Genomic DNA, 25,570 nt, shown 5'->3' with positions numbered 1-25,570 from the left:
GGCTACTGCGATATGATCGGCCGGGCGGTTTGCCGCCCGGCCGGCGGCCGGTCGATCAGCTGGCCAGCCAGACGTGCTCGGCGAAGGCATAGCCCATCATGCCGCCGAGCGGGTTCGGCCGCAGGCCCTTCAGCTTGGACGAAAGCGCGTCGACATTCGAGATCCAGACCGGGATGATCGTCCCGGCTTCGTTGGCGATCATCACCTGCATCTCGTCGTAGATCGACTTGCGCTTCGCCTCGTCCAGCGAACCGCGCGCCTCGACGAGCATCTTGTCGAACTTCTCGGACTTGTAGTGGCTCTCGTTCCAGGGCGCGTCCGAAGCATAGAGCAGCGAGAACAGGATGTCCGGCGTCGGCCGCGGATTGATGTTGCCGAAGTGCACCGGCGCCTTCAGCCAGTAGTTCGACCAGTATCCGTCGGAGGGCACGCGCTGGACGTCGAAGGGCATGCCGATCTCCTGCCCCGCCTGCTGCACGACCGTCGCCATGTCGATCGACGAGCCGGCGGCCTCCGAGGCGACGATCGGGATCGACGTGCCGAACAGCCCGGCCTTCTGGAACAGGCTCTTGGCCTTTTCCGGATCGTATTCCCGGGCCTTCAGCTCCTTGTTGTGATAGCGGTCGTTGGGGGAGACCGGCTGGTCGTTGGCGATCACCGCCAGGTCGCGCATGACCGACCGCTGGATGACCTCGCGGTTGATCAGATACTTCATGCCCTCGACGAAACCGGCCTTGTCGCCCGGATCCATGTCGAGGCGGACGTTGAGGTCGGTGTAGTTGCCCGACGTGGTCTTGGAGAGTTGCACGCCGTCGATCGTTTCGAGACGCCGGATCGAGCGCGGATTGACCGTGGCCGCGAGGGCGATGTCACCCGACAGGAGGGCATTGACGCGGGCCGGCTCGTCCGAGATCGCGATGAACTCGAAGCTGTCGAGATAGGGAAGCTTATCCTTCCAGTAGTTCTCGTTCTTCACGCCGACGGACCGCACGCCCGGCTCGAACACGTCGCACTTGAAGGCGCCCGTGCCGTTCGCGGTGGTGAAGTCCTTGGTGCCGTCGGCGAGGATCATGAAGTGGTGCAGCGCCAGGATGATCGGCAGGTCGGCATTGGGCGCGGAGAGCTCGATCTCCATCACCCGGTCGTCGACCTTCTTGAACTCCGCCATCTGCTTGGCCATGGCGTTGACCTTGGAGCCGACGGACTCGTCCTTGTGGCGGGCGAGCGAAAAGATGACGTCGTCGGTGGTCAGCTTCTTGCCGTCGTGGAAGACCACGCCGGGGCGCAGCGTCACCTTCCAGGTCTTGGCGTCGGTGGTCTCGATGCTCTCCGCGAGTTCCATCTGCACGGTGCCGCCTTCGTCGAGGAAGGTCAGGCGGTTGTAGAAGGCGCAGCAGCGGACGTAGTCGGTCGACAGCGAAGCCTTGGCCGGATCGAGGGTGTCGGCCGTCGAGGACGACCAGCCGGCGGCGGTGATCGAGCCGCCGGACTTCGGCGTGTCGGCAAAGGCCCTGGTGGCCCTGCCGACGATCGTGCCGCCCGCCGCGATGCCGATGCCGCTCGCCATCAGGAGGCGCAGGAGATCGCGCCGCGTCGCGCCGCGGCGGATGGCGTCTTCGACCAGCGCATCGTCGCGGCGGGTCCAGTTCGTCACAGTCTCATGGCTCATGCGTCGACCCTTTCGTGTCAGGAAGTGGCATTGCGTTGGTTGCTGGAGAAACGGATCATCCGGCTTCGACGGCCGCCGCCAGCCCGGCGAGCGAGGTGAAGTGAAGGTCCGGCTCGGTGAATTGCGCCGGGGCGATCGTGCCGCCGTAGCCGGGCTGTGCGTGGCGGCGCTCGATCCAGCAATTGGCGATGCCGAGCTGCCGGGAGACGCCGATGTCGTGATACTGGCTCTGGGCGACGTGCAGGATCTCGTTTTTGCCGACGCCGTCATTCGAAAGCTCCGACAGGACGCGTTCGAAGTAGGCAGGGTCCGGCTTCTCGGTGCCGGTGTCGTCGGTGGTGAAGCTCTTGAAGAAGGGCTCCCCCAGAGCCTTGGAATAGCGCTCGAAGGCCCAGCGCCGGGCGTTGGTCATGGCGACGAGGCGGAAGTTCCCGGCGAGCGAGGCCAGCGCCGCGACGCTGTCGGGAAAGGCCGGCGCGTCGGCAACCGCCTCGACCAGCCGCGCGCCGTGCGCCTCGCCGAGCGGCAGGCCGAGCCGCGCCGCGATCGTCCGGTAGCAGCGCGCGACGTCGTCGGGAAACTTGCCGGCATCCGCATCCCGGCGGCATTCGCCGTAGATCGCCAGCGCCGTCTCGGCATCGAGCTCGACGCCGTGCTCCGCGGCGATGGCCCGAAGCCCCGAGGTCAGCCCGGCCTCGAAATCGATCAGCGTGCCGACCACGTCGAAGGTCAGGACCTTGAATGTCGCGGGTGTCACTCGCAAGGACGAAACTCCGATCTCACCGCTGCCGCTGCTGCCGTCCGGCAGAATATTCCGCCTTGTGGCGGTGTCGCCCGGCCGGCCACCCCGGTCCGCCGCGCGCCGCTGATCGCGGCGCCAAGGCCGCGAAACTGCCGGTTGCCGCAGCGCACACAAGCTGTGCAGCGATTTTTCTGCACAAGACTTTCGCAGGCCTGCGACCCATGAAAAATCAAAACTGTGGTTTGCAGCGGCATCTTGTTTCGAAAATCGGTCGCTGGCGGAACATTCCTCGGCGGCCTTTCAGTAGCCGCGGGAACGGTCGACGAGGCCGCGAATGGCACCGCCTTCGCGGTGCCCCCGCAGGGTTTCGACGGCCGACAGGGCGCCCTCCTCGAAATCCGTGACCGTGGCGACATGCGGCGTCAGGACGATCTTCGGATGGGTCCAGAACGGGTGTCCGGCAGGCAGCGGCTCGGGCTCGGTGACGTCGAGAAAGGCGCCGCCGAGCTGCCCTGTGTCCAGCGCCGCGAGCAGGGCCGCGTGGTCGAGCTGGCGGCCGCGACCGGCATGGACGAGGCAGGCGCCCTCGGGCAGCGCCGCGAACAGCCCGGCGTCGAGGATGCCAGAGGTCTCCTCGGTCAGCGGAAGCAGGCAGACGAGAATGTCGGTGCGCGCCAGGAAGGGCGCCAGCCCGTCCTTGCCGCTGAAGGTTTCGACGCCGGGGATCCGGCGGGCCGAGCGCGACCAGCCGGCCAGCGGAAAGCCGAAGCCGCGTAGCGCCTCGATGCACGCCCGCCCGAGCTCGCCGAGGCCCATCACGCCGACGCGCCGCCGCCCGGCGAGCACCACCGGCCGGCCTTTCCAGACCGCCTCGCGCTGGCGGGCGAGGTAATAGGGCAGCTCGCGATGCATCGCGAGGACGCCGAGAACCGTGTAGTCGCGCATCATCGCGCCGATGCTCGGCGTCACCGTCCGGGCGACGGCGACATGCGCGGGGATGGCGGGAAGGTCGAGCTGGTCGACTCCGGCCCCGACGGAGACCACCAGTTCGACGCCCGGATAGCGCAGGAAGACGTCCGGTGGCAGCGTCCAGGCCGCGAGATAGCGGATGGCGGCGGGATCTTCGACCGCCGCCTCGCCCGCGACGAAGGCCATCTCCGGCATCTCGCGCGCGAAGATCGGGCGCCAGACCGCCGCCCGCTCGGGGCTCGAAAGGTAGAGCAGCGCCATGCCGCTCAGCTCCGTGGCATCGCCGCCCGCACGTCGGGATCGTCGAGGGTCTCGTCGAGGACGCGGCGGGTCCGCCCGATCATCTCGTCGATCTCCTCGCCCGTGCAGCAGAGCGGCGGCGCGAAGCCGATCGCGCCGTTGCCGAAGGCGCGGACGATCAGCCCGGCGCGGTAGGCGCGGTCGAAGATGCGCTTCGACGGCTCGCAGGCTGCCGGAAGCGGCGTCTTTCGCGCCTTGTCGGTGACGAGTTCGATCGCCGCCAGCATGCCGCGGCCCCGCACGTCCCCGACCAGAGGATGCTCGGCGAGGCCCGTCAGACCGGCCATAAGCCGCTCCCCGGCGCGGCGGCCGTTATCCAGCAGCCCGTCCTCGTAGAGCTTGAGGACGGCGAGCCCGACGGCGGCGCTCACCGGATGGCCCGAATAGGTGTAGCCGTGTCCGATCAACGCCTCGCCGGCGCCGTCGGCGATCACCTGATAGACGTGGTCGGCCATTAGCACGGCGCCGAGCGGCGCATAGCCGGAGGTCAGCCCCTTCGCGATCGTGATGAAGTCCGGCACGATGCCCTCGTCCTCGCAGGCAAAGAGCGGCCCGGTGCGCCCGAAGGCGGTGATCACCTCGTCGGCGACGAACAGGATGCCGAGCTCGCGGCATGTCGCGGCCATCGCCTTCGTCCAGCCGGGCGGCGGCACGAGCACGCCGCCGGAGCCCTGGATCGGCTCGGCATAGAAGGCGGCCACCCGCTCCGGCCCGAGTTCCTCGACCTTGGCCCGCAGCTCGGCCACCGACGCGGCAATGATCGCCTCCGGATCCTGGCCGACGGGATTGCGGTAGACGTAGTGGGAGGAAATCTTGTGCTGCCAGTCGAACGGCACCCCGAAGCCGGCGTGGAAGCCCGGCAGAGCCGTCAGCCCGGCGCCGACCGTCGAGGAGCCGTGGAAGCCTTGCGCGAGCGAGATGAACTGGTCCTTCTCCGGTGTGCCGCGGGCGTGGTTGTAGTAGCGGATGAACCGCACCGTGCTGTCCACGGCGTCGGAGCCCCCGAGCGTGAAGTAGACGTGGTCGAGATCGCCGGGCGAACGCTCGGCGAGTTCGGCGGCGAGGCGGATCGCCGGCTCGGCGCCGAGGTCGAAATAGCCGGTGGCGTAAGGCAGGCGGCGCATCTGCTCGGCCGCCGCCTCGACGATGCTTTCATGGCCGTAGCCGGCATTGACGCACCACAGCCCGGCAAAGCCGTCCAGCAGGCGGTGGCCTTCGCTGTCGGTGAGGGTCGCGCCCTTCGCCGAACGCAGGACGCGCACGCCGCCGCGCTCGTGGCCGCGAAACGAGCTCAGCGGGTGGATGAGGTGCTGTCGGTCGAGCTCGACGAGAGAGTTGGCGAGCATGGCGTTTCCTTCCGAAATGTCAGCCGAGGGCCTGGGCGGCGAGAGCGAAGGTCCGGACGGCGCCGGACCGCGAAGCCTTGAGAGGAGCGCCGCGGCCCATCGCGACGCCGCCGCCGACATGGGCAAGCCCGCGCTCGCAAAGCCACGGCGCAAGGCCGCTCGCGAGGGGCGTGTCGACCCTGGCGAAGGCCCCGGCGCGGCCGGCAAGATGGGCGGCGATGAGACGCTTCGCCGCCGCCTCGTCGGGCGCCACGACGGGGCCGACGACGAAACCGCGGCCGAATGCGCGGCAGACGGCGAAGCCGGAAAGCGCGCCGCGATCGTCGCGGAGAGCCACCGCCTCTCCGACCGAAAGGAGCACGTGAAAAAGCGTCGAGCGGTCGGCGCCGAAGGCCTCGCGATCCAGCGCGGCGATGGCGGGAAGCTGATCGGTCCCGATCGCCTCGACCCCCTCCGGCGCGTCGACCGGCAGGGCCTCGCCCTGATGCTGCAGGATGCGGCCGGATTCGCGAAAGCCGAGCTTTTCGTAGAGAGGCAGCCCCGCATCAGTCGCGACGAGCCGCATCGCGCGCTCGCCGGCCGCCTCAATGATCGTCTCGACGAGGCGCCGGCCGAGGCCCCGCCCGCGCATCGCCGCGTCGACGACGATCATGTTCAGCATCGCGACGTCGTCGCCATAGGGGGTGGCGAAGGCGGTTCCGACGATCCTCTCGCCGTCGCGCGCGACGAAGCCCTGCGAGATCGACGCGATCAGCCCCCAGTCGCGTTCGGTATGCGGCCAGCCCTCGTTTTGCGACAGGCGGACCGCGCCGTGAACGTCGTCGGGCTGAAACGGGAGGATCGACGGAAGGGGCATGCGGCGACTGACCTGCTGCTTCGATACGAGAGTCGTAGCAGCGCGCCCGGGAAAGATGCTTTCGGGCGATCGCCCGGCGGCGGAATTTCCCGCCGTGACGCCCGGCCGCCGCCGCAGCTTATTGCGGTGGCCGGGCCGGCATTCACTGGGCCGCGGCGGAGCGGACGGCGGGAAGCCCCGCGCCGAGCCTCAGCCCCAGCCGCAGCACCATGTCCCGCGCCGCCATCAGTTCCGCAACGGTGATGTATTCCTCCGGCTTGTGGGCGCGGGCGATGTCGCCGGGTCCGCAGACGATCGACGGGATGCCGGCCGCCTGGAACAGGCCGGCCTCGGTTCCGAAACTAACGGCGGCAAGCGGCGCATGGCCGGAGAGCTCGCCCGCCAGCCGCGCCAGGGGATGGTCGCCGGCGAGGGAGAGGCCCGGATAGCGGGCGACGACCTCCGCCGACAGCGCCTCGTCGCCGGCGACGGCGGCGAGCGCCGGTTCGAGCAGCGCCAGCGGGTCGACGCCGGCGATCGCCCGCGCCTCGACCTCGGCGCTGGCGGCGTCGGGAATGATGTTCAGCGCCTCGCCGCCGGCGATCGTGCCGACCTGGATGGTCGAATAGGGCGGCAGGAAATGCGCGTCGGTCGGCCCGGCCTCGCGCTGGCGCTCCGCCTCGCGGGCGATCAGCCCGAGCACCGGCAGCAGCGCGTGGATGGCGTTCTCGCCGAGATCGGGCCGCGAGCTGTGTCCCGCGCGGCCCTTCGCGACGATCCTGAGCGACGCCTTGCCCTTGTGCCGCAGCACCGGCACCAGCCCCGTGGGCTCGCCGACGATACAGCCGAGCGGCGGGGCGCAGAGCGTCGGCAGCTTTTCGATGAGGTGGGGAACGCCCCGGCAGCCCGCCTCCTCGTCGTAGGAGAGCGCGATGTGGATCGGCCGCTCGAGCCGCATGGCGACGAGATCCGGCACCGCCGACAGGACGGCGGCGACGAAACCCTTCATGTCGACGGCGCCGCGCGCGACCAGCCGGTCGCCGACCGTCCGGAGCCGGAACGGATCGCCGCGCCACGCCGGCTCGTTGCCGGGGACGACGTCGACATGCCCGGAAAGGATGTAGCCCGGCACGGCGGCCGGGCCGATCGTCGCGAACAGGTTGAAGCGGTCGCCCTCCGGCCCGCCGATCACCACGGAGGCGACGTCGTGCATCGCCAGATAATCCCGCACGTAGTCGATCAGCGCACCGTTCGGCGTCCCGACCACCGACGGAAACGCGACGAGGCTCGACAGCATGGATTGCGGGTTCATCAGCGAATCTCGCTCAAAGCAGCGTGGACGGTCTCCCGGTCGCCTGCCGGTTGCGCAGAGAGTGCCGCGAAACGCCCGGCAGCCCTTGCCGTCGTTTCGGACACATTCGGAAGAATCTGCTCTCGCCGGCGCGATGAAGACTAGAAACCGCGCCGGGCCCCGGCGCTACGATCGAGGGCGCTCTGCCGACGACGCGGCAGACCCCGAATCTCCTGACGAAAGGCCCGACGCGCGTGTTTCGCCCCAAGTTCATTACATTCGACTGCTACGGGACCCTCACCCATTTCCAGATGGCCGAGAAGGCCCGCGAGATCTACGGTCCGCGGCTTGCGCCCGAGGTGCTCGAGCGCTTCATCAAGAACTTCGCGGCCTACCGGCTCGACGAGATCATGGGCGACTGGAAGCCCTACGACCAGGTTCTGGTCAACGCGGTCGAACGCAGCTGCAGGCGCAACGGCGTCGCCTTCGACGAGGCCGAGGCCCGCAGCTTCTACGAGGCGGTGCCGAGCTGGGGTCCGCATCCGGACGTTCCGGCAGGGCTCGCCAGGGTCGCCGAGAAGATCCCGCTGGTGATCCTCTCCAACGCGATGGACGAGCAGATCATGTCGAACGTCGAAAAGCTCGGCGCGCCCTTCGCCCACGTCTTCACGGCGCAGCAGGCGAATGCCTACAAGCCACGGTTCCGGGCCTTCGAATACATGCTGGACCAGCTCGGCTGCGGGCCGCAGGACATCCTCCACTGCTCGTCGTCCTTCCGCTACGACCTGATGTCGGCCCACGATCTCGGCATCGAGAACAAGGTCTGGGTCAACCGCCGCCACGAGCCCGCCAACCCCTATTACGGCTACACGGAGATCGCCGACATCTCGGGCCTGCCGGCCGTGGTGGGCCTCTGAGCCATGCAGCTCAAATCCTACTGGCACGACACCGCCCCGGCCTTCACCGGTGCGGCCGGCGGAGCGGTCGAGGGTGACTTCGACGTCGCGGTGATCGGCGGCGGCTTCACCGGCCTGTCGGCGGCACGCAGCCTCGCTCTCGCCGGCGCGAAGGTGGCGGTGGTCGAGGCGCGCCACGTCGGATATGGCGGCTCGGGACGCAATGGCGGCCATCTCAACAACGGGCTCGCCCACAGCTACGTCGCGGCGAAGCAGCATCTCGGCGAGTCGCGGGCGAAGGCGCTCTACCGGGCTCTCGACGATTCGGTCGACACCGTCGAGAAGATCGCCCGGGAGGAAGCCATCGACTGCAGCTTCCGCCGGGCGGGCAAGTTGAAGCTCGCCTCCAAGCCGCAGCATTTCGCGGCGATCGCCAGCAACTTCGAGGCCGTGCATCGCGAGGTCGATCCCGACACGGCGCTGCTGTCGGCCGCGGATCTGCGGGGCGAGATCGGCTCGAACGCCTTTCACGGCGCGATGCTCTCGAAGAAGAGCGCGATGATGCACATGGGCCGGTTCGTCACCGGACTTGCGGAGGCCGCGACCCGGCACGGCGCCGTCGTCTTCGAGAACGCGCCGGTGACCGACCGCGCCAAGGTGGCGGGCCGCTGGCAGCTGACGACGCCGCGCGGCCGGCTGTCGGCGACGAACCTCTTCCTCGCCACCAACGCCTATACCGAAGGACCGTTCGCGCATTTCAGGCGGCGGATCGTCCCGGTCGGCAGCTTCGTCGTGGCGACGCGGCCCCTGACCCGCGAGGAAGTCGCCGCGACGATGCCGGGAAACCGCACCTGCGTCACCTCGCTCAACATCGGCAACTACTTCCGGCTGTCGCCCGACGACCGCCTGATCTTCGGCGGCCGCGCCAGGTTTTCCGCGACCTCCGACGCCTCTTCCGACGAGACCTCCGGCCGCATCCTGCAGGAGCGCCTCGCCCAAATCTTCCCGCAGCTCGAAGGCATCGCGATCGACTATTGCTGGGGCGGTCTCGTCGGCATGACCAAGGACCGCTTTCCGCGCGCCGGCGAGGCGGACGGCCTGCATTACGCCATGGGCTATTCCGGGCACGGGGCGCAGCTTTCGACGCATCTCGGCGCGATCATGGGCGAGATCATCGCCGGCAAGCCGGCCAGCAATCCGCTCGGGGGCCTCGCCTGGGACGCCGTGCCGGGCTATTCCGGAAAGCCCTGGTTCCTGCCGATCGTCGGCCTCTACTACCGGATGCTCGACCGCATCCGGTAGGAAAGACGCCCCCTGACCTCTCGCCGCGATCCCGATGCGCCGGGCCTCCGTCATACCGGTCGCCCGGGCGGCCCTTGCCTCACGCGTCGGGCAGTTCGTCGCCGCGCAAGGGCGGCCCCATGAACTCGACGCCCCATCTGGCTCCGAACGCGTTGAGCGCCGTGCGGTCGGGGATGCCGTCACGCATCGTCGCCGCCAGTTCGGCGAAGAAGGCCGACGCATCGAGGGCGGGAGCGATCAGGATGTACTGGCGGGCGGGCGCGTCGGTGACGTTGACGAAGCCGTGGACGGCGCCGCCGGGGATGCTGATCACGTCGCCGGCTTCCGCATGGAACCGCCGGCCGTCCACCTCGTAGAGATAGCGCCCTTCGATGACGCGGAAGATCTCCGCCTCGCGGTGGCGATGGCGCGGTGGCCCCTTTCCGGGCGCGTTGACGGTCTCGATGAAGCAGAAGGCGCCGGCACTCGTCTCGGGCGGCACCCGCACGAAGAGGTCCAGCCCGATGGCCGGAACCCGTATCGGCGCCTGCCTGCCGGGCGAATGATGGAAGGTGATGGTCATTGCCTGCCACGTCTCCTGCGCATCGGCATCGTTCCGCCGCCTCGACCCACCGCTTCGCCTCAGCTGAGCCCGCCGATGTGGAAGGCCTTGGTCTCGAGATACTCCTCGATGCCGATCTCGGCGCCCTCGCGACCGATGCCCGACTGCTTGACCCCGCCGAAGGGTGCGACCTCGGTGGAGATCAGGCCGGTGTTGAGGCCGACCATGCCGAATTCCAGCGCCTCGCCGACCCGCCAGCTGCGGGCGAGATCGCGGGTGAAGAAGTAGGCGGCAAGGCCGAAGGGCGTGCCGTTGGCGGTCTCGATGGCCTCCTCCTCCCGCTCGAACCTGAAGATCGGTGCCACCGGCCCGAAGGTCTCTTCCGAGGCAAGCTGCATCGCCGTCGTCGCGCCGGTCAGCACCACCGGGGCGACGAATTGCGGCCCGTTTGGCAGCGAAGCCTTGGCGCTGGCGAGCCGCGCACCGCGCGAGAGCGCGTCGTCGACATGCCGCTCGATCTTCTCGATCGCCGCCCGGTTGATCATCGGCCCGATCGCCACCCCGGCCTCGGTGCCGGCACCGACGCGCATCGCCGAGACCTTCGCCGAGAGCTTTGCGACGAAGGCGTCGTGGATGCCCGCCTGGACGAGGATGCGGTTGGCGCAGACGCAGGTCTGGCCGCCATTGCGGAACTTCGAGATCAGTGCGCCGTCGATCGCGGCGTCGAGATCGGCGTCGTCGAAGACGATGAACGGCGCATTGCCACCGAGTTCGAGGCTGAGCCGCTTCACGGTCGGCGCCGACTGCGCCATCAGCATCGACCCGACCCGGGTGGAGCCGGTGAAGCTGATCTTGCGGACCGAAGGATTGCCGGTGAGCTCGGCGCCGATGCCGGTCGGCAGGCCGGTGACGACGTTGATCACTCCGGCCGGGATGCCGGCCTCCTGCGAAAGGGCGGCGATGGCGAGCGCCGAATAGGGCGTCAGCTCCGAGGGCTTGATGACGACAGTGCAGCCGGCGGCGAGCGCCGGCGCGACCTTGCGGGTGATCATCGCATTCGGGAAGTTCCAGGGCGTGACGATGCCGCAGACGCCGACCGGCTCCTTCAGGACGGCGATGCGGCGGTCGGGGGTCGGCGAGGGGATCAGCCCGCCGTTGATGCGGCGCGCCTCTTCGGCGAACCACTTCACGAAGGAGGCGCCGTAGCGGATCTCGCCCGTCGCCTCGGCAAGCGGCTTGCCCTGTTCGAGCGTCAGGATGAGGGCGAGTTCCTCCTCGTGGCGCAGCATCAGGTCGTGCCAGGCCATCAGCCGCGCGGCGCGCTCGCCGTGGGTGGTCTTCCGCCAGCCGGCAAAGGCCGCTTCGGCGGCCGCGACGGCGCGCCGCGTCTCCTCCGCCCCCATGGCCGGGACGGTGCCGAGCACGGCGCCCGTCGCCGGGTTCGTCACCTCCACCGTCTCGCCGGAGTCGGCGCCGATCCATTCCCCGCCGACGAGGCCCCGCTCGCGAAGCAGCGGCATCTTCCCGCTCGTGTCCATTGGCTATTCCCTTTCGATCGCCTCGATGACGGCTTCGGTGATGGCGCCGGTCGCATCCCGTCCGAAGCGCGTGCCGATCCCGCTCCTGGTCGTCGCCTCCATCGCCCGCATGATGCGGGCCGAGGCGGCGCCCTCGCCGAGATGCTCGAGCATCATCGCAGCCGACCATATGGTGGCAAGCGGATTCGCGATCCCCTTGCCCATGATGTCCGGCGCCGAGCCGTGGACGGGTTCGAACATCGACGGGGCGGTGCGGCCGGGATCGATGTTGGCCGAGGCGGCGAAGCCGAGGCCGCCCTGGATCGCCGCCCCGAGATCCGTCAGGATGTCGCCGAAGAGGTTGGACGCCACCACGACGTCGAGCGATTCCGGCGCCATGACCATGCGCGCCGCCATGGCGTCGATGTGATAGGACGTCACCTCGACGTCCGGATATTCCGCGGAAAGCTGCCGGGTGATCTCGTCCCAGAACACCATCGAATGTTTCTGGGCGTTCGACTTGGTCACCGAGGCGAGGCGCCCGGTTCGCTGGCGGGCCTGCTCGAAGCCGAAGCGCAGGATGCGCTCGACGCCGGCGCGGGTGAAGATCGCCGTCTCCACCGCCACCTCGTTCGCGCCGCCCTGGTGAACCCGCCCGCCGGCGCCGGAATATTCGCCCTCGGTGTTCTCGCGGATGCACAGGATGTCGAAGCGCTCGGCCTTGAGCGGCCCCTCGACCCCCGGCAGCAGCCGGTGCGGCCTGACATTGGCGTATTGGACGAAGGCCTTGCGGATCGGCAGCAGCAGGCCGTGCAACGACACCGAATCGGGCACCGTCGCCGGCCAGCCGACGGCGCCGAGGAGGATGGCGTCATGGCCGCGCAGCGTCTCGATCCCGTCCGGCGGCATCATCGCGCCGGTCTCGAGATAGTAATCGCAGGACCAGGGATAACGGATTGCTGCCAGGGCGACGTTCTCCTTCCCCGCCGCCGCCTCGGCGACCTGCCAGGCGGCCGCGACGACGTCCGGACCGATCCCGTCGCCGGGTATCAGCGCGATGCGATACGACTTCATGTCATTCTCCCCTTCCCTTTCGCCTTCACAGGTCGATCAGCACCGACTTCGTGCGCCGGTTCGCAAGGTAGGCCTCGCGGCCGAGATCCTTGCCGAGCCCCGATCCCTTGTAGCCGCCGGTCGGCAGGATGTGGTCGGTGGAACGGCCGTAGCGGTTGATCCACACGGTGCCCGCCTGGATCGACCGCATCACCCGGATCGCGCGGGAGATGTCCCGCGTATAGACGCCGGCACACAGGCCGTAGGTCGGATGATCGGCGAGCGCGATCGCCTCCGCCTCGTCGGAAAAGCTCTGCAGCGTCAGCACCGGCCCGAAGATCTCCTCGGTGATCGCCGGCGAATCCGGCCCGACGCCCGCAAGGATCGTCGGGGCGAAAAACGCGCCGGCCCGGTCGAGACGGCAGCCGCCGGTAACGGTCTCGGCGCCCTCTGCCGTCGCCGCCGCGACGATGCTTTCGATCCGCGCCAGCTGCCGCTGCGAAATGATCGGCGAATAGGAGGACGCCTCGTCCCACGTCGGGCCGGGCGCGACGGCCTCGAACCGTGCGCGCAGCCGCTCGGTCAGCGCGTCCACGACCGGGGCCTCGACGAGCAGCCGCGATCCCGCGACGCAGACCTGCCCGGCATTCGACAGGATGCCCCGCGCGATGCAGTCGGCGGCGAGGTCGAGGTCGGCATCGGCGAAGACGACCTGCGGGCTCTTGCCGCCGAGTTCGAGCGTCATCGGCTTGATGCCGGTCCGCGCGACGTTCGCCATGATGGCGGCGCCGGCTGCCGTCGAGCCGGTGAACGAGACCTTCGCGACGCCGGGATGGCCGGTGAGCGCGTTGCCGGTGGTCGCGCCGTCGCCGAGGACGACGTTGACGAGCCCCGCGGGCAGGCCGGCGCGCACCGAGAGCTCGGCGAGCGCCACCGCCGTGTAGGGGGTCATCTCCGAAGGCTTGAGCACCACGGCATTGCCGGCCGCCAGAGCCGGTCCGAACTTCCAGCCGGCCATCGAGATCGGGAAGTTCCACGGCGTGATCGCCCCGACGACGCCGTAAGGCTCGGTCTCGATCATGCCGAGCCTGTCGGCGGCGGTGGGAACGACGTCTCCGCCCTCCTTGTCGGCGAACTCGGCGAAAAACCGGATCTGTTCGGCGGCGATCGCCACGTCGCCCGGAATCGACTGGGCGATGGGGCGGGTCGAGACGACGCTTTCGAGGCGTCCCAGCCATTCCGCCTCGCTCTCGACGAGATCGGCCCAGCGATGCATCGCCTTCACCCGCTCGCGCGGGCGCTGCCGGGCCCAGCCGCTGCTTTCGAGCGCCGTCCTCGCCGCTTCGACCGCGCGGTCGACGACGTCGGCATCGGCGACGGGACAGCCGCCCTGCGAAACGCCGTCCGACGGGCGGAGGACGGGAAGCGCGGCGTCGCAGGGGACGAAACGGCCGGCGATGTGGTGGCCGACCGGCAGATCGATGGCCGACGGATCGAAGCTGAGGGACATGGGCGGACCTTTTCGCGAAGACTGCGTCCAGTCGCCTTCCTAGTCCCGGCACGACGACAAGAGAGCGCGAAGGCGGCCCTTGCCCGGCATAATCCTCCGCAGGATCCGCTGCGGGTGATCGATTGTGGCGCCTGCGACCGGCGACGCGGCCGGCAGGGTCGGCGGGCGCCGGACGGGACGGAGGCGTCGGCCGCCGCTCACCGCTCCGGCTGGCGCGTCCGCCCCTGGATCGAGGCCTGCCATTCGCGCAGGAACTTCTCCTTCTTCCTGCCGTCGAGCCAGGTGAGCAGGCTCGGCCGCAGGCGGATCGGCAGGAGCGAGGTCGTGCCTTCGAACCGCGTCTCGAGAAAGGACTGTCCCTCCTGAAGGTTCTCGACAAGCGGAAACAGCGAGGAGCGCTGGCCGATCAGCCTCTGGCCGGCCTCGGAGAGGAGGAAGCGCACGAAGGAGGAGGCGGCCGGCTTGGCGTCTGAGGCCTTCGTGACCAGCACCGAACGGGTGAACACCAGCGCATAGTCGCTGAGGAGGAGGATCCCGAGCCGCGGATCCCTCTGCACCTGTTCCAGGGCGTAGGAGCCGATGACGTTGTAGGCGAGGACCAGCGTTCCGTCCGCGACCTTCTCGACCATGTCGTTGGTGCAGCAGTAGGTCTTGGCCTTGGCGCGGCCCAGGGATTCCACCAGGCGGGAGGCCTGGAAGCCGCGCTGGGCGTCCTGGGTGGCGAACATGTAGCCGACCCCCGACAGCCCGACGTCGTAGGTGCCGACGCGGCCGTCGAAGAAGCGCGGGTCGTCGCGGATCATGCCGGCGAGTTCCGAGCGGGTGGCCGGGAGCGGCCGTTGCGAAAATGCCCGGCGGTTGTAGACGAGCGCCACCGGCTCCTCGGTGAAACCGAACAGCTCGTTGCGCCAGCGCGACCATTCCGGCGTCTCGGGCATGTCGGAAAGCGGGCTCGCCAGACCGCGGTTGACCAGCTCCACCTGCAGGTCCATCGCCGACGAAATGACGAGGTCGGGAACCTGCTTCGCGTCGAGCACGGCTTCCTGCAGCTCGGAGGTGTTGAATTCGGTGTAGCGGACCGCGATTTCGGGATGCGCCGCCTCGAAGCCGGCGACGATCGCCGACATCGCCGCCGTGTCCGTGGCGCTCCACACGTCGAGGGTGGTGCGCCCCGTGCCGCTCGGCCGCTGCAGCGAGACCACGGAGACGGCGAGCGCCGCGCCGGCGAGGACGAGGCCGGCGATCAGGACGAGCCGGGCGCGCGTCATCGCCCCGCCCCGGCGTCCGGCGGCGGCGTTTCCGGCAGCGTGATCGTCGCGCTGAGGCCGGCCGGGGCGCGGTCCCTGAGGTCGAAGCGGCCCTTGTGGCTCTCGGCGACGGCGACGACGATCGCAAGGCCGATCCCCGAACCGCCGCCGGGGCCGCGCGTGTAGAACCGCTCGACGACGCGCGGCTTGTCGGCGTCGGCAATGCCCGGCCCGGCGTCGTCGACGGCGATCTCGAAGGCCGGCCGCCCCGCGAGCCGCGTCGGCGAAACGCGCAGGGTGATCTGGTTGTCCACCGGGCCGTGGCGAAGCGCGTTGTCGACGAGATTGCGCAGCGCCTCGCGGATCGCGATGGCGTCGCCCTCGACCCGCGGCGCGAAGCCGTCCGGCGGCAGCTCCACCGCGAAGTCGACCGCCCCGGCCTTGTCGTCGCGCAGGATCTCCTCGAGCAGGCGGCGGACGAGCTCGGCGAGATCGACCGACTGGAACATCCCCTTGTCGGCGCGGTGGATCACCATGGCGTGGCTGAGGAGCTGGTTGGTCAGCCGCACCGTCCGGCGGGCCTGCTCACGCGCCCTGGCGACGGCCGCGGCACCCTGCTCGCCCCCCTCGCCGGCATATTCCAGATGGCCGTAGAGGGTCGCCAGCGAGCTGCGCATCTGGTGGGCGACGTCGGCGATGAAGGACTCCGCCTGGCCGCGCGACAGGTCGAGCCGCCGCATGAAGCCGTTGATCGCGGTGATCAGGCTCTCGACCTCGCGCGGCGGCGCCGCGCCGAGCGGCTGCAGGTCGTTGGACTGGCGCTCGCGGATGTCGCGCTCGATCCCGGCGAGCGGGCGCATCGCGAGGCCGATTCCCGCCCGCGCCATGGCGACCCCGGCGATCGACAGCGCGGCGAGCGGCACCAGCCCCTTGAGGATCAGGTCTTTGCGCATGGCATTGCGGGCGAGCCGCGTCTGGCCGACCTGCACGCCGATCCATTGCGGCTTTTCGGCGCTGAGCAGCGTGCGGCCGTAGACGACGAAGCGCACCGTCTCGCCGCTGTAGGGACTGTCGAAGAACACCGGCTCCTGCAGCGGCAGCGGCCGCTCGAACAGCCCCTCGGCGGGAAGGTCGGGGGTGCCGGTCAGCGTCGTGCCCTGCGCGTCGAGGACGCGGTAGAAGACGCGGTCGTCGTCGTCCAGCGTGAGGATTTCGAGCGCCGAGGGCGGCAGGTCGATGTCGATCCCCTCCGGCGTCACGGTGATGCGTTCGAGGATCGCGATCGCCGCGCCGCGGAGCAGGAGGTCGTAGGTCCGGTTCGCCGCGCTCGCCGCATAGGTCCACAGGCTGACCGACAGGACGGCGATCAGTAGCGCGAAGGCCGCCATCGAGGCGATCATCAGCCGCCGGCGCAGCGAATAGGGGCGCCCCTGATGCGGCGGTGCGGCGAGCATCCTAAGCCTCGACGATGCTGGCGATGTAGCCGAGACCGCGGATGGTGCGGATCTGCAGCGGCGAGCCTTCGAGCTTCTTGCGCAGCCGCGTGATCGTCTGCTCGACGGCGTTGAGGCTCGGCGCCTCGTCGAAGGTGTAGATGCGATCGGCCACTTCGTCCTTGGTCAGGACGCGGCCGAGATGCCCGAGGAACAGCTCCAGCACCTGCACCTCGCGCTGGCGCAGTTCGAGGTCGACGCCGCCGAGAAGCGCCCGCCGCGCACCGCGGTCGAACTCGAAGTCGCCCTGGGTGAAGACGTTGCTGGCCTCGCCGGTGCGCCGCCTGACCAGTGCCCGGCAGCGGGCGGAGAGCTCCCGGAAGTCGAAGGGCTTGACCATGTAGTCGTCGGCCCCGACGTCGAGGCCGACGATGCGGTCGTCGATCTCGGAGCGGGCGGTCAGCACCAGCACCGGCGTCCGGTCGCCGCGCGCCCGCATCGCCCGCAGCACCTCGTAGCCGTTCATCGTCGGCAGGTTGATGTCGAGGATGACGAGGTCGAAGCCGGCGTGCCGCAGCAGCGCCTCCGCCTCGGCCCCGTCGTTTTCGAGGTCGATCGCGTGGCCTTCGGCGCGAAACCGTTCGAGGATGGCCTCGGACAGCTCGCTCATGTCTTCGACGAGCAAAATGCGCATGGTTCTTGAGGCTTAGCCGTCCGTCGCGGCTTTGAGAAGCGACAGGCTGTGCGGCGTCGCAGCATCGCAATGCGGCAAGCCCGTGTCAGCGTCGTGTCAGCTTGGCGTCAAGCCACGGTCAGCCAGGCCGACTAGGTGCCGGATGGGAGAGAGGAAACGGCGCCGCCCGGAAGGAGGGCGGCCAGCCGCGAGGCCGGCCCGACACGGGCATCGGCGGCCGGTGGCGGACCCTCGTCGGGCTTCTCTTTCCGCACAAGCACCGCTGGGAGGACCCAATCATGAGACTGCTCAACATCGCATCCGCTCTGCTGCTGGCCGGCGTCGTCAGCGCACCGGCGCTTGCGCAGGAAATCGACCGGCCGGAATGCGTCGCGCCGGCCAAGCCCGGCGGCGGCTTCGACCTTACCTGCCGCATCGCGCAGCAGGGCCTCGAAAAGCAGCTGAACGGCCCGATGGAAGTGACCTTCATGCCCGGCGGCATCGGCGCCGTCGCCATCAACCTGTTCAACACCACCCGCACCGACGATCCGAACGCCATCGTCGCCTTCTCCTCCGGCTCGCTCTTGAACATGGCGACCGGCAAATACGGCCAGTGGGGCGCCAACGACGTGCGCTTCCTGGCGACGGCCGGCACGGACTACGGCGCCGTCATCGTGCGCGACGACAGCCCCTACAAGACCCTCGACGACCTGATGAAGGTGGTCGAGAAGGATCCGGGCTCGGTGGTCATGGGCGCCGGCGGCTCGGTCGGTTCGCAGGACTGGATGAAGGCGGCGATCCTCCTGAAGTCGAAGGAACTCGACCCGCGCAAGATGCGCTACGTCGCCTTCGACGGCGGCGGCGAGGCGATCGCCGGCCTGCTCGGCGGCTCGATCCAGGTCTATCTCGGCGACGTCGGCGAGATGGTCTCGCATCTCGGCACCGGCGAGATGCGCATCCTCGCGACGCTGAGCGGCGAGCGCCTGCCGGAGCCCTTCGCCGACATCCCGACCGCCAAGGAACTCGGCTACGACGCCGAATGGCCGATCGTGCGCGGCTACTACATGGGCAAGGACGTCCCCGACGAGGCCTACAACAAGTGGGTCGACGTCTTCAAAGCCGCCTACGGCACCGACGAATGGGCCAAGCTCGTCAAGGACAAGGGCCTTCTGCCCATGGACCTGTCGGGCAAGGAGATGGACGCCGACATGAAGAAGCGCGTCGAGCGCATGACCGGCATCGCCAAGGACGCCGGCCTGATCCAATAGTCCTCCCGGACTGACCCGCGGGCCGCGGCGCGTCCTTTGTAAGAGGGCTGCCGCGGCCCATGGGCATGGGCCCTGCCGGGCCGTCCGCCGCCGCCACGACGCGCGCGGCCGCCCGGCACGGATTTTCTTCCAACTCGGAGTCGTCCATGGCGGACCGGATTTTTGCCGGCGTGCTGCTCCTGGTGGCGATCGGCTACACGATCATCGCCTTCACGCTGATCCACGCACCGTTCCAATACGATCCGCTCGGCCCGGAGAGCTGGCCGCGCATCCTCGGCCTGGTGGCGATCCCCTGCATCCTCTACGTCCTGGTGCGGCCCGACGTCGAATCGCTCGGGCTGCCGGCCCGCAGCCTCGGCCGGCTCGCCGCGCTCGTCGCGATGCTTCTCGTCTACGCTTTTCTGTTCCAACCGCTCGGCTTCGTCATCGCCACCTTCGCCTTCTGCATGGCGCTGTCGATGATGCTCGGCTCGCGGCTCGTCCCGGCGCTCGCCTTCAGCCTCGGCATCGGGCTCTTCGGCTATCTCCTCTGCACCCGCCTGCTCGATCTGAACCTGCCGGCAGGCATCCTGACGTTCCTGAGGTGAGTTGACCATGGACGCCGTCTTCTCCGGCCTCGCTTCGGGCTTTGCCGTCGCGCTCGACCCCTTCAACCTTTTTCTCGTCCTCGCCGGCTGCTTCGCCGGGACCCTGATCGGCGCCCTGCCCGGCATCGGCCCGATCAACGGCGTCGCGATCCTCCTGCCGATCGCCTACGGCCTCGGCTTCAAGCCGGAATCGGCGATCATCCTGCTCGCCGGCATCTATTACGGCGCCGAATATGGCGGCCGCATCTCGTCGATCCTGCTCAACGTTCCCGGCGACGCCGGCGCGGTGATGACGACGCTCGACGGCAACCCGATGGCGAGGAACGGCGAGGCCGGCAAGGCGCTGTCGCTCTCGGCCGTCGCCTCCTTCATCGGCGGCACCTTCTCCGTCATCCTGATGAGCTTCTTCGGCCCGGCGCTCGCCTCCTACGCGATCACCTTCTCGCCGTCGGACTACGTGGCGCTGATGGTCTTCGCCTTCGCCTCGCTCGCCTCGCTGGTCGGTTCCAACCCGGTGAAGACGCTGCTCGCCGCCGTCATCGGCCTGATGCTCGCCTCGATCGGCATCGACGCCAACACCGGCGTCGCCCGCTTCACCTTCGGCATTCCCGACATCCTCGCCGGCATCGACTTCCTCGTCGTCGTCATCGGCCTGTTCGGCATGGCCGAGCTCATCCACCTCGTCGAGCAGCAGGCCGCCGGCACGCTGAAGACGCTGAAGATCGACAAGAGCTTCGTGACGATGAAGGACCTCGCCTTCGTCAAGTGGACGATCCTGCGCGGCTCGATCATCGGCTTCTTCATCGGCATCCTGCCGGGCACCGGCGCCTCCGTCGCCTCGGCCGTCGCCTACGGCACCGAAAAGCGCGCCGCGCGCGACGCCTCGAGGTTCGGCGAGGGCGACATGCGCGGCCTCGCGGCGCCGGAAGCGGCCAACAACGCCTCGGCCGGCGGCGCCATGGTGCCGATGCTGACCCTCGGCATTCCGGGCTCTGGCACCACCGCCATCCTGCTCGGCGCGCTGCTTCTGTTCAACGTCACGCCCGGCCCGCTGATGTTCTCGCAGCGGCCGGAGATCGCCTGGGGCCTGATCGCCTCGATGTATATCGGAAACATCGCGCTCTTGATCATCAACCTGCCGCTGGTCGGGCTGTTCGCCCGCATGCTGACCATCCCGCAGCAGTTCCTCACCCCACTGATCGCGGTGCTCGCTTTCGTCGGCGTCTATTCGGTGGTCTCGAACCCGCACGATCTCTACATGATCACCGCGCTCGGCGTGTTCGGCTGGTTCCTGCGCAAGCTGCAGTTCAGCCTCGCGCCGGTGATCCTCGGCTTCGTGCTCGGCGGCCTCTTCGAGGACAATCTGCGCCGTGCCTTGTCGATCTCCGCCGGCGACTGGACGATCCTCGTCTCGTCCTTCAACAGCATCGCCCTCTACCTCATGGCATTCCTCGTCGTCGTCGTGCCGATCGCGCTGTCGCGCCGGCGCCGGCGGCTGGACGAGGCGGAGTCGCCGAAGGCCCCTGCATGATCCGAAGCCTCCGGCCGGTCGTCCTGGCCCTCGGCGCGGCGCTCATCGGCGCGGCGCTGTTCCAGGCGGCCGGCGTTCCGGCGGGTCCGCTCGTCGGCTCCACCATCGCCGTGACGCTGCTCGCGGCCTGCGGCCTGTCGCCGAAAGTCCCGAAGGCACTGCGCAATCTCGGCTTCACGACGATCGGCGTGACGCTCGGGGCCGGCGTCACCACGCATTTTCTGTCCGACGTCCTGCGCTTTCCGGCAAGCCTCCTCGCACTGACGGTCACGATGATCGCCGTGCTCTTTCTCTCCTCCTCGCTGCTCTGCCGCGTCTTCGGTACCGGCCGGGCCACGGCGGTCCTCGCGACGTCGCCGGGGGCGCTCTCCTACAGCCTGTCGCTGGCGGCCGACCGGCCGCAGGGGGAGATCGACACGTCCTTCGTCATGGTGCTGCAGAGCCTGAGGCTCCTGATCATCACCGTCGCGCTGCCGCCGCTCGTCGCGCTCGTCGAGGGCGAGGCCGGCGGCGGCCTCGCCACCCTCGCGCGTCCGACGCTGGCACTGCCGGCGAGCGTCGCGCTGATCGCCCTCGCGGCAGCGGGCGGGCTGCTCCTCGACCGCCTGCGCCTGCCCGCCGCCTTCCTGCTCTCGGGCGTGATCATCAGCGGCCTCGGCCACGGGATCGGCTGGATCGAGGGGCGGCCGTCGACCTTCCTCACCTTCGTCGGCTTCGCCCTTGCAGGCGCGGTGATCGGGGCGCGTTTTGCCGCGGTGACCCGGGCACAGATGCGCGACCTCTTCGCCGCCGGCCTCCTCGTCACGGCCCTCGCGGTGGCCCTATCCGGCCTCGTCAGCCTCGCCGTCGCCTCCTGGCTCGGCCTGCCCTTCGGCCAGGTCTGGGTGTCCTTCGCGCCGGGCGGCGTCGAGGGCATGAGCGCCATGGCGCTGTCGCTCGGCTACGACCCGGCCTATGTCGCGACCCACCACATCTTCCGGCTGGTGCTGCTTCTATCGATCCTGCCGATGGTGATCCGCCGCGGCCCCGCCGCCCCGAAGGCCGGGCCTCCCCCGGATTGACGCCACGCCGTGCCGCGCCTTCCCGCGCGGCGGGCCGGAGGGCTGGCGCCGCCATTCCCGCGCCGGGCGACCGCCCGCTCTTCCCGGCGGCCGTCGCTTCCTATTCGAAGCGCTCGGGCAGATAGGCCTCTTCGGCGAGGTCGGTGAAGCGGGTGTATTCGGCCTGGAAGGCGAGCGGCACCGTGGCCGTCGGGCCGTGGCGCTGCTTGGCGATGATCACCTCGGCCTTGCCCCGCGCCTCGTTCAGCGCCTGCTCCCACTTCAGATGCTCGTCGGTGCCGGGCTTCGGCTCGCGATTGGCGAGATAGTATTCGTCGCGATACACGAACATGACGACGTCGGCGTCCTGCTCGATCGAACCGGATTCGCGAAGGTCGGCGAGTTGCGGCCGCTTGTCGTCTCTCGCCTCGACCTGGCGCGAGAGCTGCGACAGGGCGATGATCGGCACCTGCAGTTCCTTCGCCAGAGCCTTCAGGCCGGTGGTGATCTCGGTGATCTCCTGCACCCGGTTCTGGGCCGAGGCCTTGGTCGAGCCCTGCATCAGCTGGACGTAGTCGATCACCATGACGTCGAGGCCGCGCTGGCGCTTCAGGCGCCGCGCCCGCGCCGCGAGCTGGGCGATCGAGATGCCGCCGGTCTGGTCGATGTAGAGCGGCAGGCGCTGCATCATCTCCGAACAGGCGATCAGCTTGGTCAGCTCCTGGTCGTTGATCTGGCCGCGGCGGATCTTCGAGGAGGAGATCTCGGTCTGCTCGGAGATGATGCGGGTGGCGAGCTGCTCGGCCGACATTTCCAGCGAGAAGAAGCCGACGACGCCGCCGTTCTTGGCCTTGAACGAGCCGTCGGCCTGTTCGGCCGGCTCGTAGGCGGCGGCGATGTTGAAGGCGATGTTGGTGGCGAGCGAGGTCTTGCCCATCGCCGGGCGGCCGGCGAGGATGATGAGGTCGGAGGGCTGCAGGCCGCCCATGCGGCGGTCCATCGCCATGATGCCGGTGGAAACGCCCGACAGGCCGCCGTCGCGGTCCTTCGCCGCCGTCGCCATCTGCACCGCGAGGGTGACAGCGTCGGTGAAGGACTGGAAGCCGCCGTCGTAGCGGCCGGTTTCGGCGAGCGAGAACAGGCGTCGCTCGGCCTCCTCGATCTGGTCCTTCGGCTCCATGTCCAGCGGCGCGTCGTAGGCGAGGTTCACCATCTCCTCGCCGATGCCGATCAGCGAGCGGCGCAGCGCCAGGTCGTAGACCGCGCGGCCGTAGTCGAGCGTGTTGATGATCGTCGTCGCTTCCGCCGCGAGCCGCGCCAGATACTGGGCGACGGTCATCTCGCCGATCTTGTCGTTGACCGGCAGGAAGGTCTTGATCGTCACCGGATTGGCGATCTTGCCCATCCGGATCATCTCGGAGGTCTTCGAGAAGATCTCCTTGTGGATCGGCTCGAAGAAGTGCTCCGGCTTCAAAAAGTCGTGGACGACGTAATAGGCGTCGTTGTTGACGAGGATCGCGCCGATGAGCGCCTGCTCGGCCTCGATGTTGGCCGGCGCCTCGCGATATAGCGTCGCCTCTTCCTCGTATTTGCGCGCAGGCTCCGCCATCGCCGTCGCATCCTCTTCAGTGTCATGCCCGGAAACGGATCACCTACACCACCGGGCGATTCGCGACAAAGCAAAGAAGCCGCCCGGTCGGGGCGGCTTCGCATTGGGTCGGAAAAGTCCGAAAGCTCTGGATAACAGCGGGGAAAACCGCGCCGGCCTATTGCCCGGTGCCGGCTTCGGCCTCGGCGCCCTTGGCCTCGGCGGCCGCCGCCTTCGGCCCGCCCTTCGAGACGCCGACCATCGCCGGCCGCAGCACCCGGTCGCCGATCGCATAGCCCGCCTGCACGACCTGCAGCACCGTGCCGTTCGGCACCTCGGTGTTGGGGATCTCGAACATCGCCTGATGGAAGTTCGGGTCGAAGCGCTGGCCCTCCGGCTCGAGCCTGCGCACGCCGTGTTTTTCCAGCGTCGAGGCTAGGCCCTTCTCGGTCATCTCGACGCCCTCGATCAGCGCCTTCAGGCCGGAGCTCTCGTCCGAGCGGTGTTCCTCGGGCACCGCGTCGAGCGCCCGCTGGAGATTGTCGGCGACCGACAGCATCTCCCGGGCGAAGCTCGTCACCGCATAGGTGCGGGCATCCTTGATCTCGCGCTCGGTGCGCCGGCGGAGATTCTCCATGTCCGCGGCGAGACGCAGCAGCCGGTCCTTGACGTCGGCGTTCTCGGCCTCGAGCGCCGCGATGCGGGCGGCGTCCTCCTTCGACGGACCGGCCTTGTCGGCATCGTCCGCGTTTTCCTCGTAGGCCGCGTTCCAGTTCGAGGACTGCGGCCGTGCGGCCGCCTCGGCCCTCTCGCCGGACACGCCTTCGGCGGCCTCGGTGTCGCGGCTCGTACCCTCTGATTTGCCGGTCTCGCTCATCATCCCTCTTTCATCCCGTTCGGATCGTTCCGGCCGCCCGGCGGAGAACCCGCATGCGGCGCCGTCGTCAGCCTTCCCGAGCACACGCCTCAAGGTCCGCCGTCCGCATGGACGGCGGCCCCGGCCGGTGCACGAATGCGTTATCGCAGCGGCATATCGATTTGAAGGCCGCGGAAATCAACCCTCGGCGTCGCCGGACTTGTTCTGCAGCAGCCGCGAGACGATGCGCGCCGTGTAGTCGACCATCGGCACCACCCGCCGGTAGTTGAGCCGTGTCGGCCCGATGACGCCGACCGCGCCGACGACGCTCTCCGTGCCGCCCTTGTAGGGCGCGACGATCAGCGAGGAGCCGGAGAGCGAGAACAGCTTGTTCTCCGACCCGATGAAGATCCTGACGCCGTTGCCGCCCTCGGCGAGGCCGAGAAGCTCGATCATGCCGTTCTTGGTCTCGAGGTCGTCGAAGAGCAGGCGCAGCCGCTCGATGTCCTCGCTCGCCGAGATGTTTTCCAGAAGATTGGCGCGGCCGCGCACGATCAGCTGCGCCGGCTGGCCGGCCGAGGCGCCCGACCAGATGGCGAGGCCCTGGTCGACCAGCGCCTGGGACAGCCGGTCGAGCGCCGTCGCCGTCTCGTCCTTCAGGCTGGCGATGCGGGCGCGGGCCTCCCCGAGGGTGCGGCCGACGACGTGGGCATTGAGGAAGTTCGCCGCCTCGACGAGCTGCGAGGCGGTGACGCCGGCCGGCAGGTCGAAGATGCGGTTCTCCACCTCGCCGCTCTCCCCGACGAGGACGGCGAGCCCCTTGGTCGGTTCGAGGCGGATGAACTCGATGTGCTTCAGCCTGAGGTCGGACTTCGTCGTGACCACGATCCCGGCGCCGCGCGACAGGCCCGACAGCAGGTTGCTCGCCTCGGTGAGGAGATTCTCCGTGCCCCGGCCGTCGCCGACGCGTCGCACCTTCTCCTCGATCTCCTCGCGCTCCGAGGCAGCGAGATCGCCGACCTCGAGAAAGGCGTCGACGAAGAAGCGCAGGCCGATCTCGGTCGGCAGACGGCCGGCCGAGACGTGCGGCGCGTAGATCAGGCCGAGCGACTCGAGATCGCTCATCACGTTGCGGACGGAGGCCGGCGACAGCGAACTCGTCAGGAGCTTCGACAGCATGCGCGAGCCGACCGGTTCGCCCTGATCGAGATAGCTTTCGACGATCAGCCGGAAGATCTCGCGGGCGCGATCATCGAGCGGCGGCATGCGGATGCGGGCCAAGTCACTGACGGACATCATCAAACGCGATCGTCGGCGGGGTTGCGGAACATCGCCTTACTATAGGGATTGTCCGCGCCCGATGAAAGCGACGCGAC

22 protein-coding genes are annotated in these 25,570 nt (G+C 69.1%); 6 read left to right on the top strand and 16 right to left on the bottom strand.

Features of this window, described 5'->3' with window-relative positions; translation table 11 throughout:
* Positions 1–55 precede the first annotated feature (55 nt).
* The 6 genes from J1C47_RS10755 to argE form a co-directional block, all read right to left on the bottom strand.
* Complete coding sequence (locus J1C47_RS10755; protein ID WP_207350764.1) at positions 56–1,669, bottom strand: ABC transporter substrate-binding protein; 1,614 nt, start codon at positions 1,667–1,669, stop codon at positions 56–58.
* A gap of 55 nt (positions 1,670–1,724) precedes the next feature.
* Positions 1,725–2,426: an HAD-IA family hydrolase gene (locus tag J1C47_RS10750; protein ID WP_342591964.1), complete on the bottom strand. Its 702-nt coding sequence runs from the start codon at positions 2,424–2,426 to the stop codon at positions 1,725–1,727.
* A gap of 285 nt (positions 2,427–2,711) precedes the next feature.
* Positions 2,712–3,641 (bottom strand): 2-hydroxyacid dehydrogenase, encoded by a 930-nt coding sequence (locus tag J1C47_RS10745; RefSeq protein WP_207350763.1) that lies wholly within the window; start codon positions 3,639–3,641, stop codon positions 2,712–2,714.
* Positions 3,642–3,646: 5 nt separating this feature from the next.
* Positions 3,647–5,026 (bottom strand): aspartate aminotransferase family protein, encoded by a 1,380-nt coding sequence (locus J1C47_RS10740; RefSeq protein ID WP_207350762.1) that lies wholly within the window; start codon positions 5,024–5,026, stop codon positions 3,647–3,649.
* Between the two features lie 19 nt (positions 5,027–5,045).
* The gene (locus tag J1C47_RS10735; RefSeq protein WP_207350761.1) at positions 5,046–5,882 is read right to left on the bottom strand and encodes a GNAT family N-acetyltransferase; all 837 of its coding nucleotides are present in this window, start codon (positions 5,880–5,882) and stop codon (positions 5,046–5,048) included.
* Between the two features lie 142 nt (positions 5,883–6,024).
* The gene (gene argE, locus J1C47_RS10730; RefSeq protein ID WP_207350760.1) at positions 6,025–7,173 is read right to left on the bottom strand and encodes an acetylornithine deacetylase; all 1,149 of its coding nucleotides are present in this window, start codon (positions 7,171–7,173) and stop codon (positions 6,025–6,027) included.
* A gap of 233 nt (positions 7,174–7,406) precedes the next feature.
* On the opposite strand from argE, the gene J1C47_RS10725 reads away from it, so the two are divergent.
* Entirely contained in the window at positions 7,407–8,069 is a 663-nt protein-coding gene (locus J1C47_RS10725) for a haloacid dehalogenase type II (protein ID WP_342591963.1), read from the top strand.
* A 3-nt stretch (positions 8,070–8,072) separates the two neighbouring features.
* Positions 8,073–9,350 (top strand): NAD(P)/FAD-dependent oxidoreductase, encoded by a 1,278-nt coding sequence (locus tag J1C47_RS10720; RefSeq protein WP_207350759.1) that lies wholly within the window; start codon positions 8,073–8,075, stop codon positions 9,348–9,350.
* A gap of 79 nt (positions 9,351–9,429) precedes the next feature.
* Here the strand turns inward: J1C47_RS10720 and J1C47_RS10715 are convergent, their stop codons facing one another.
* From J1C47_RS10715 to J1C47_RS10685, 7 genes are all read right to left on the bottom strand, one after another.
* On the bottom strand, positions 9,430–9,912 hold the full coding sequence (locus tag J1C47_RS10715; protein WP_207350758.1) for a cupin domain-containing protein: 483 nt from the start codon (positions 9,910–9,912) through the stop codon (positions 9,430–9,432).
* Between the two features lie 59 nt (positions 9,913–9,971).
* Complete coding sequence (locus J1C47_RS10710; protein ID WP_207350757.1) at positions 9,972–11,429, bottom strand: NAD-dependent succinate-semialdehyde dehydrogenase; 1,458 nt, start codon at positions 11,427–11,429, stop codon at positions 9,972–9,974.
* Between the two features lie 3 nt (positions 11,430–11,432).
* Positions 11,433–12,482 (bottom strand): tartrate dehydrogenase, encoded by a 1,050-nt coding sequence (locus J1C47_RS10705; RefSeq protein ID WP_207350756.1) that lies wholly within the window; start codon positions 12,480–12,482, stop codon positions 11,433–11,435.
* Between the two features lie 25 nt (positions 12,483–12,507).
* On the bottom strand, positions 12,508–13,971 hold the full coding sequence (locus J1C47_RS10700) for an aldehyde dehydrogenase family protein (protein WP_207350755.1): 1,464 nt from the start codon (positions 13,969–13,971) through the stop codon (positions 12,508–12,510).
* Between the two features lie 197 nt (positions 13,972–14,168).
* On the bottom strand, positions 14,169–15,239 hold the full coding sequence (locus J1C47_RS10695) for an ABC transporter substrate-binding protein (protein WP_207350754.1): 1,071 nt from the start codon (positions 15,237–15,239) through the stop codon (positions 14,169–14,171).
* Positions 15,236–16,672 carry a sensor histidine kinase gene (locus J1C47_RS10690; RefSeq protein WP_207350753.1) on the bottom strand — a complete coding sequence of 479 codons (1,437 nt, stop codon included), beginning with the start codon at positions 16,670–16,672 and terminating at the stop codon, positions 15,236–15,238. Before J1C47_RS10690 ends, J1C47_RS10695 begins: the two co-directional genes overlap by 4 nt.
* Before the next feature lies 1 nt (position 16,673).
* A complete protein-coding gene (locus J1C47_RS10685; protein ID WP_207350752.1) occupies positions 16,674–17,345 on the bottom strand; it encodes a response regulator transcription factor in 672 nt (223 codons plus the stop codon).
* A gap of 278 nt (positions 17,346–17,623) precedes the next feature.
* Here J1C47_RS10685 and J1C47_RS10680 point away from each other — a divergent pair, with 278 nt between their 5' ends.
* The 4 genes from J1C47_RS10680 (at position 17,624) to J1C47_RS10665 (ending at position 21,771) form a co-directional block, all read left to right on the top strand.
* Positions 17,624–18,592: a Bug family tripartite tricarboxylate transporter substrate binding protein gene (locus J1C47_RS10680; RefSeq protein ID WP_207350751.1), complete on the top strand. Its 969-nt coding sequence runs from the start codon at positions 17,624–17,626 to the stop codon at positions 18,590–18,592.
* Positions 18,593–18,738: 146 nt separating this feature from the next.
* Entirely contained in the window at positions 18,739–19,179 is a 441-nt protein-coding gene (locus J1C47_RS10675; RefSeq protein ID WP_207350750.1) for a tripartite tricarboxylate transporter TctB family protein, read from the top strand.
* Between the two features lie 7 nt (positions 19,180–19,186).
* Positions 19,187–20,710, top strand: coding sequence for a tripartite tricarboxylate transporter permease (locus J1C47_RS10670; protein WP_207350749.1), 1,524 nt, complete (start codon positions 19,187–19,189; stop codon positions 20,708–20,710).
* Positions 20,707–21,771: an AbrB family transcriptional regulator gene (locus J1C47_RS10665; protein WP_207350748.1), complete on the top strand. Its 1,065-nt coding sequence runs from the start codon at positions 20,707–20,709 to the stop codon at positions 21,769–21,771. Before J1C47_RS10670 ends, J1C47_RS10665 begins: the two co-directional genes overlap by 4 nt.
* Before the next feature lie 100 nt (positions 21,772–21,871).
* Here J1C47_RS10665 and J1C47_RS10660 read toward each other — a convergent pair whose 3' ends face one another.
* The 3 genes from J1C47_RS10660 to hrcA all read right to left on the bottom strand — a co-directional run bounded on the left by J1C47_RS10660 (position 21,872) and on the right by hrcA (position 25,493).
* Positions 21,872–23,359, bottom strand: coding sequence for a replicative DNA helicase (locus J1C47_RS10660; RefSeq protein ID WP_207350747.1), 1,488 nt, complete (start codon positions 23,357–23,359; stop codon positions 21,872–21,874).
* A gap of 157 nt (positions 23,360–23,516) precedes the next feature.
* Positions 23,517–24,215 (bottom strand): nucleotide exchange factor GrpE, encoded by a 699-nt coding sequence (gene grpE / locus J1C47_RS10655; RefSeq protein WP_425354556.1) that lies wholly within the window; start codon positions 24,213–24,215, stop codon positions 23,517–23,519.
* A 177-nt stretch (positions 24,216–24,392) separates the two neighbouring features.
* Entirely contained in the window at positions 24,393–25,493 is a 1,101-nt protein-coding gene (gene hrcA / locus J1C47_RS10650) for a heat-inducible transcriptional repressor HrcA (protein WP_207350745.1), read from the bottom strand.
* Positions 25,494–25,570 lie beyond the last annotated feature (77 nt).

Origin of the sequence: Jiella sonneratiae, from assembly GCF_017353515.1 — a bacterium.
Lineage (GTDB): Bacteria > Pseudomonadota > Alphaproteobacteria > Rhizobiales > Rhizobiaceae > Jiella > Jiella sonneratiae.
This window is presented reverse-complemented; position numbering and strand designations above follow the sequence as displayed.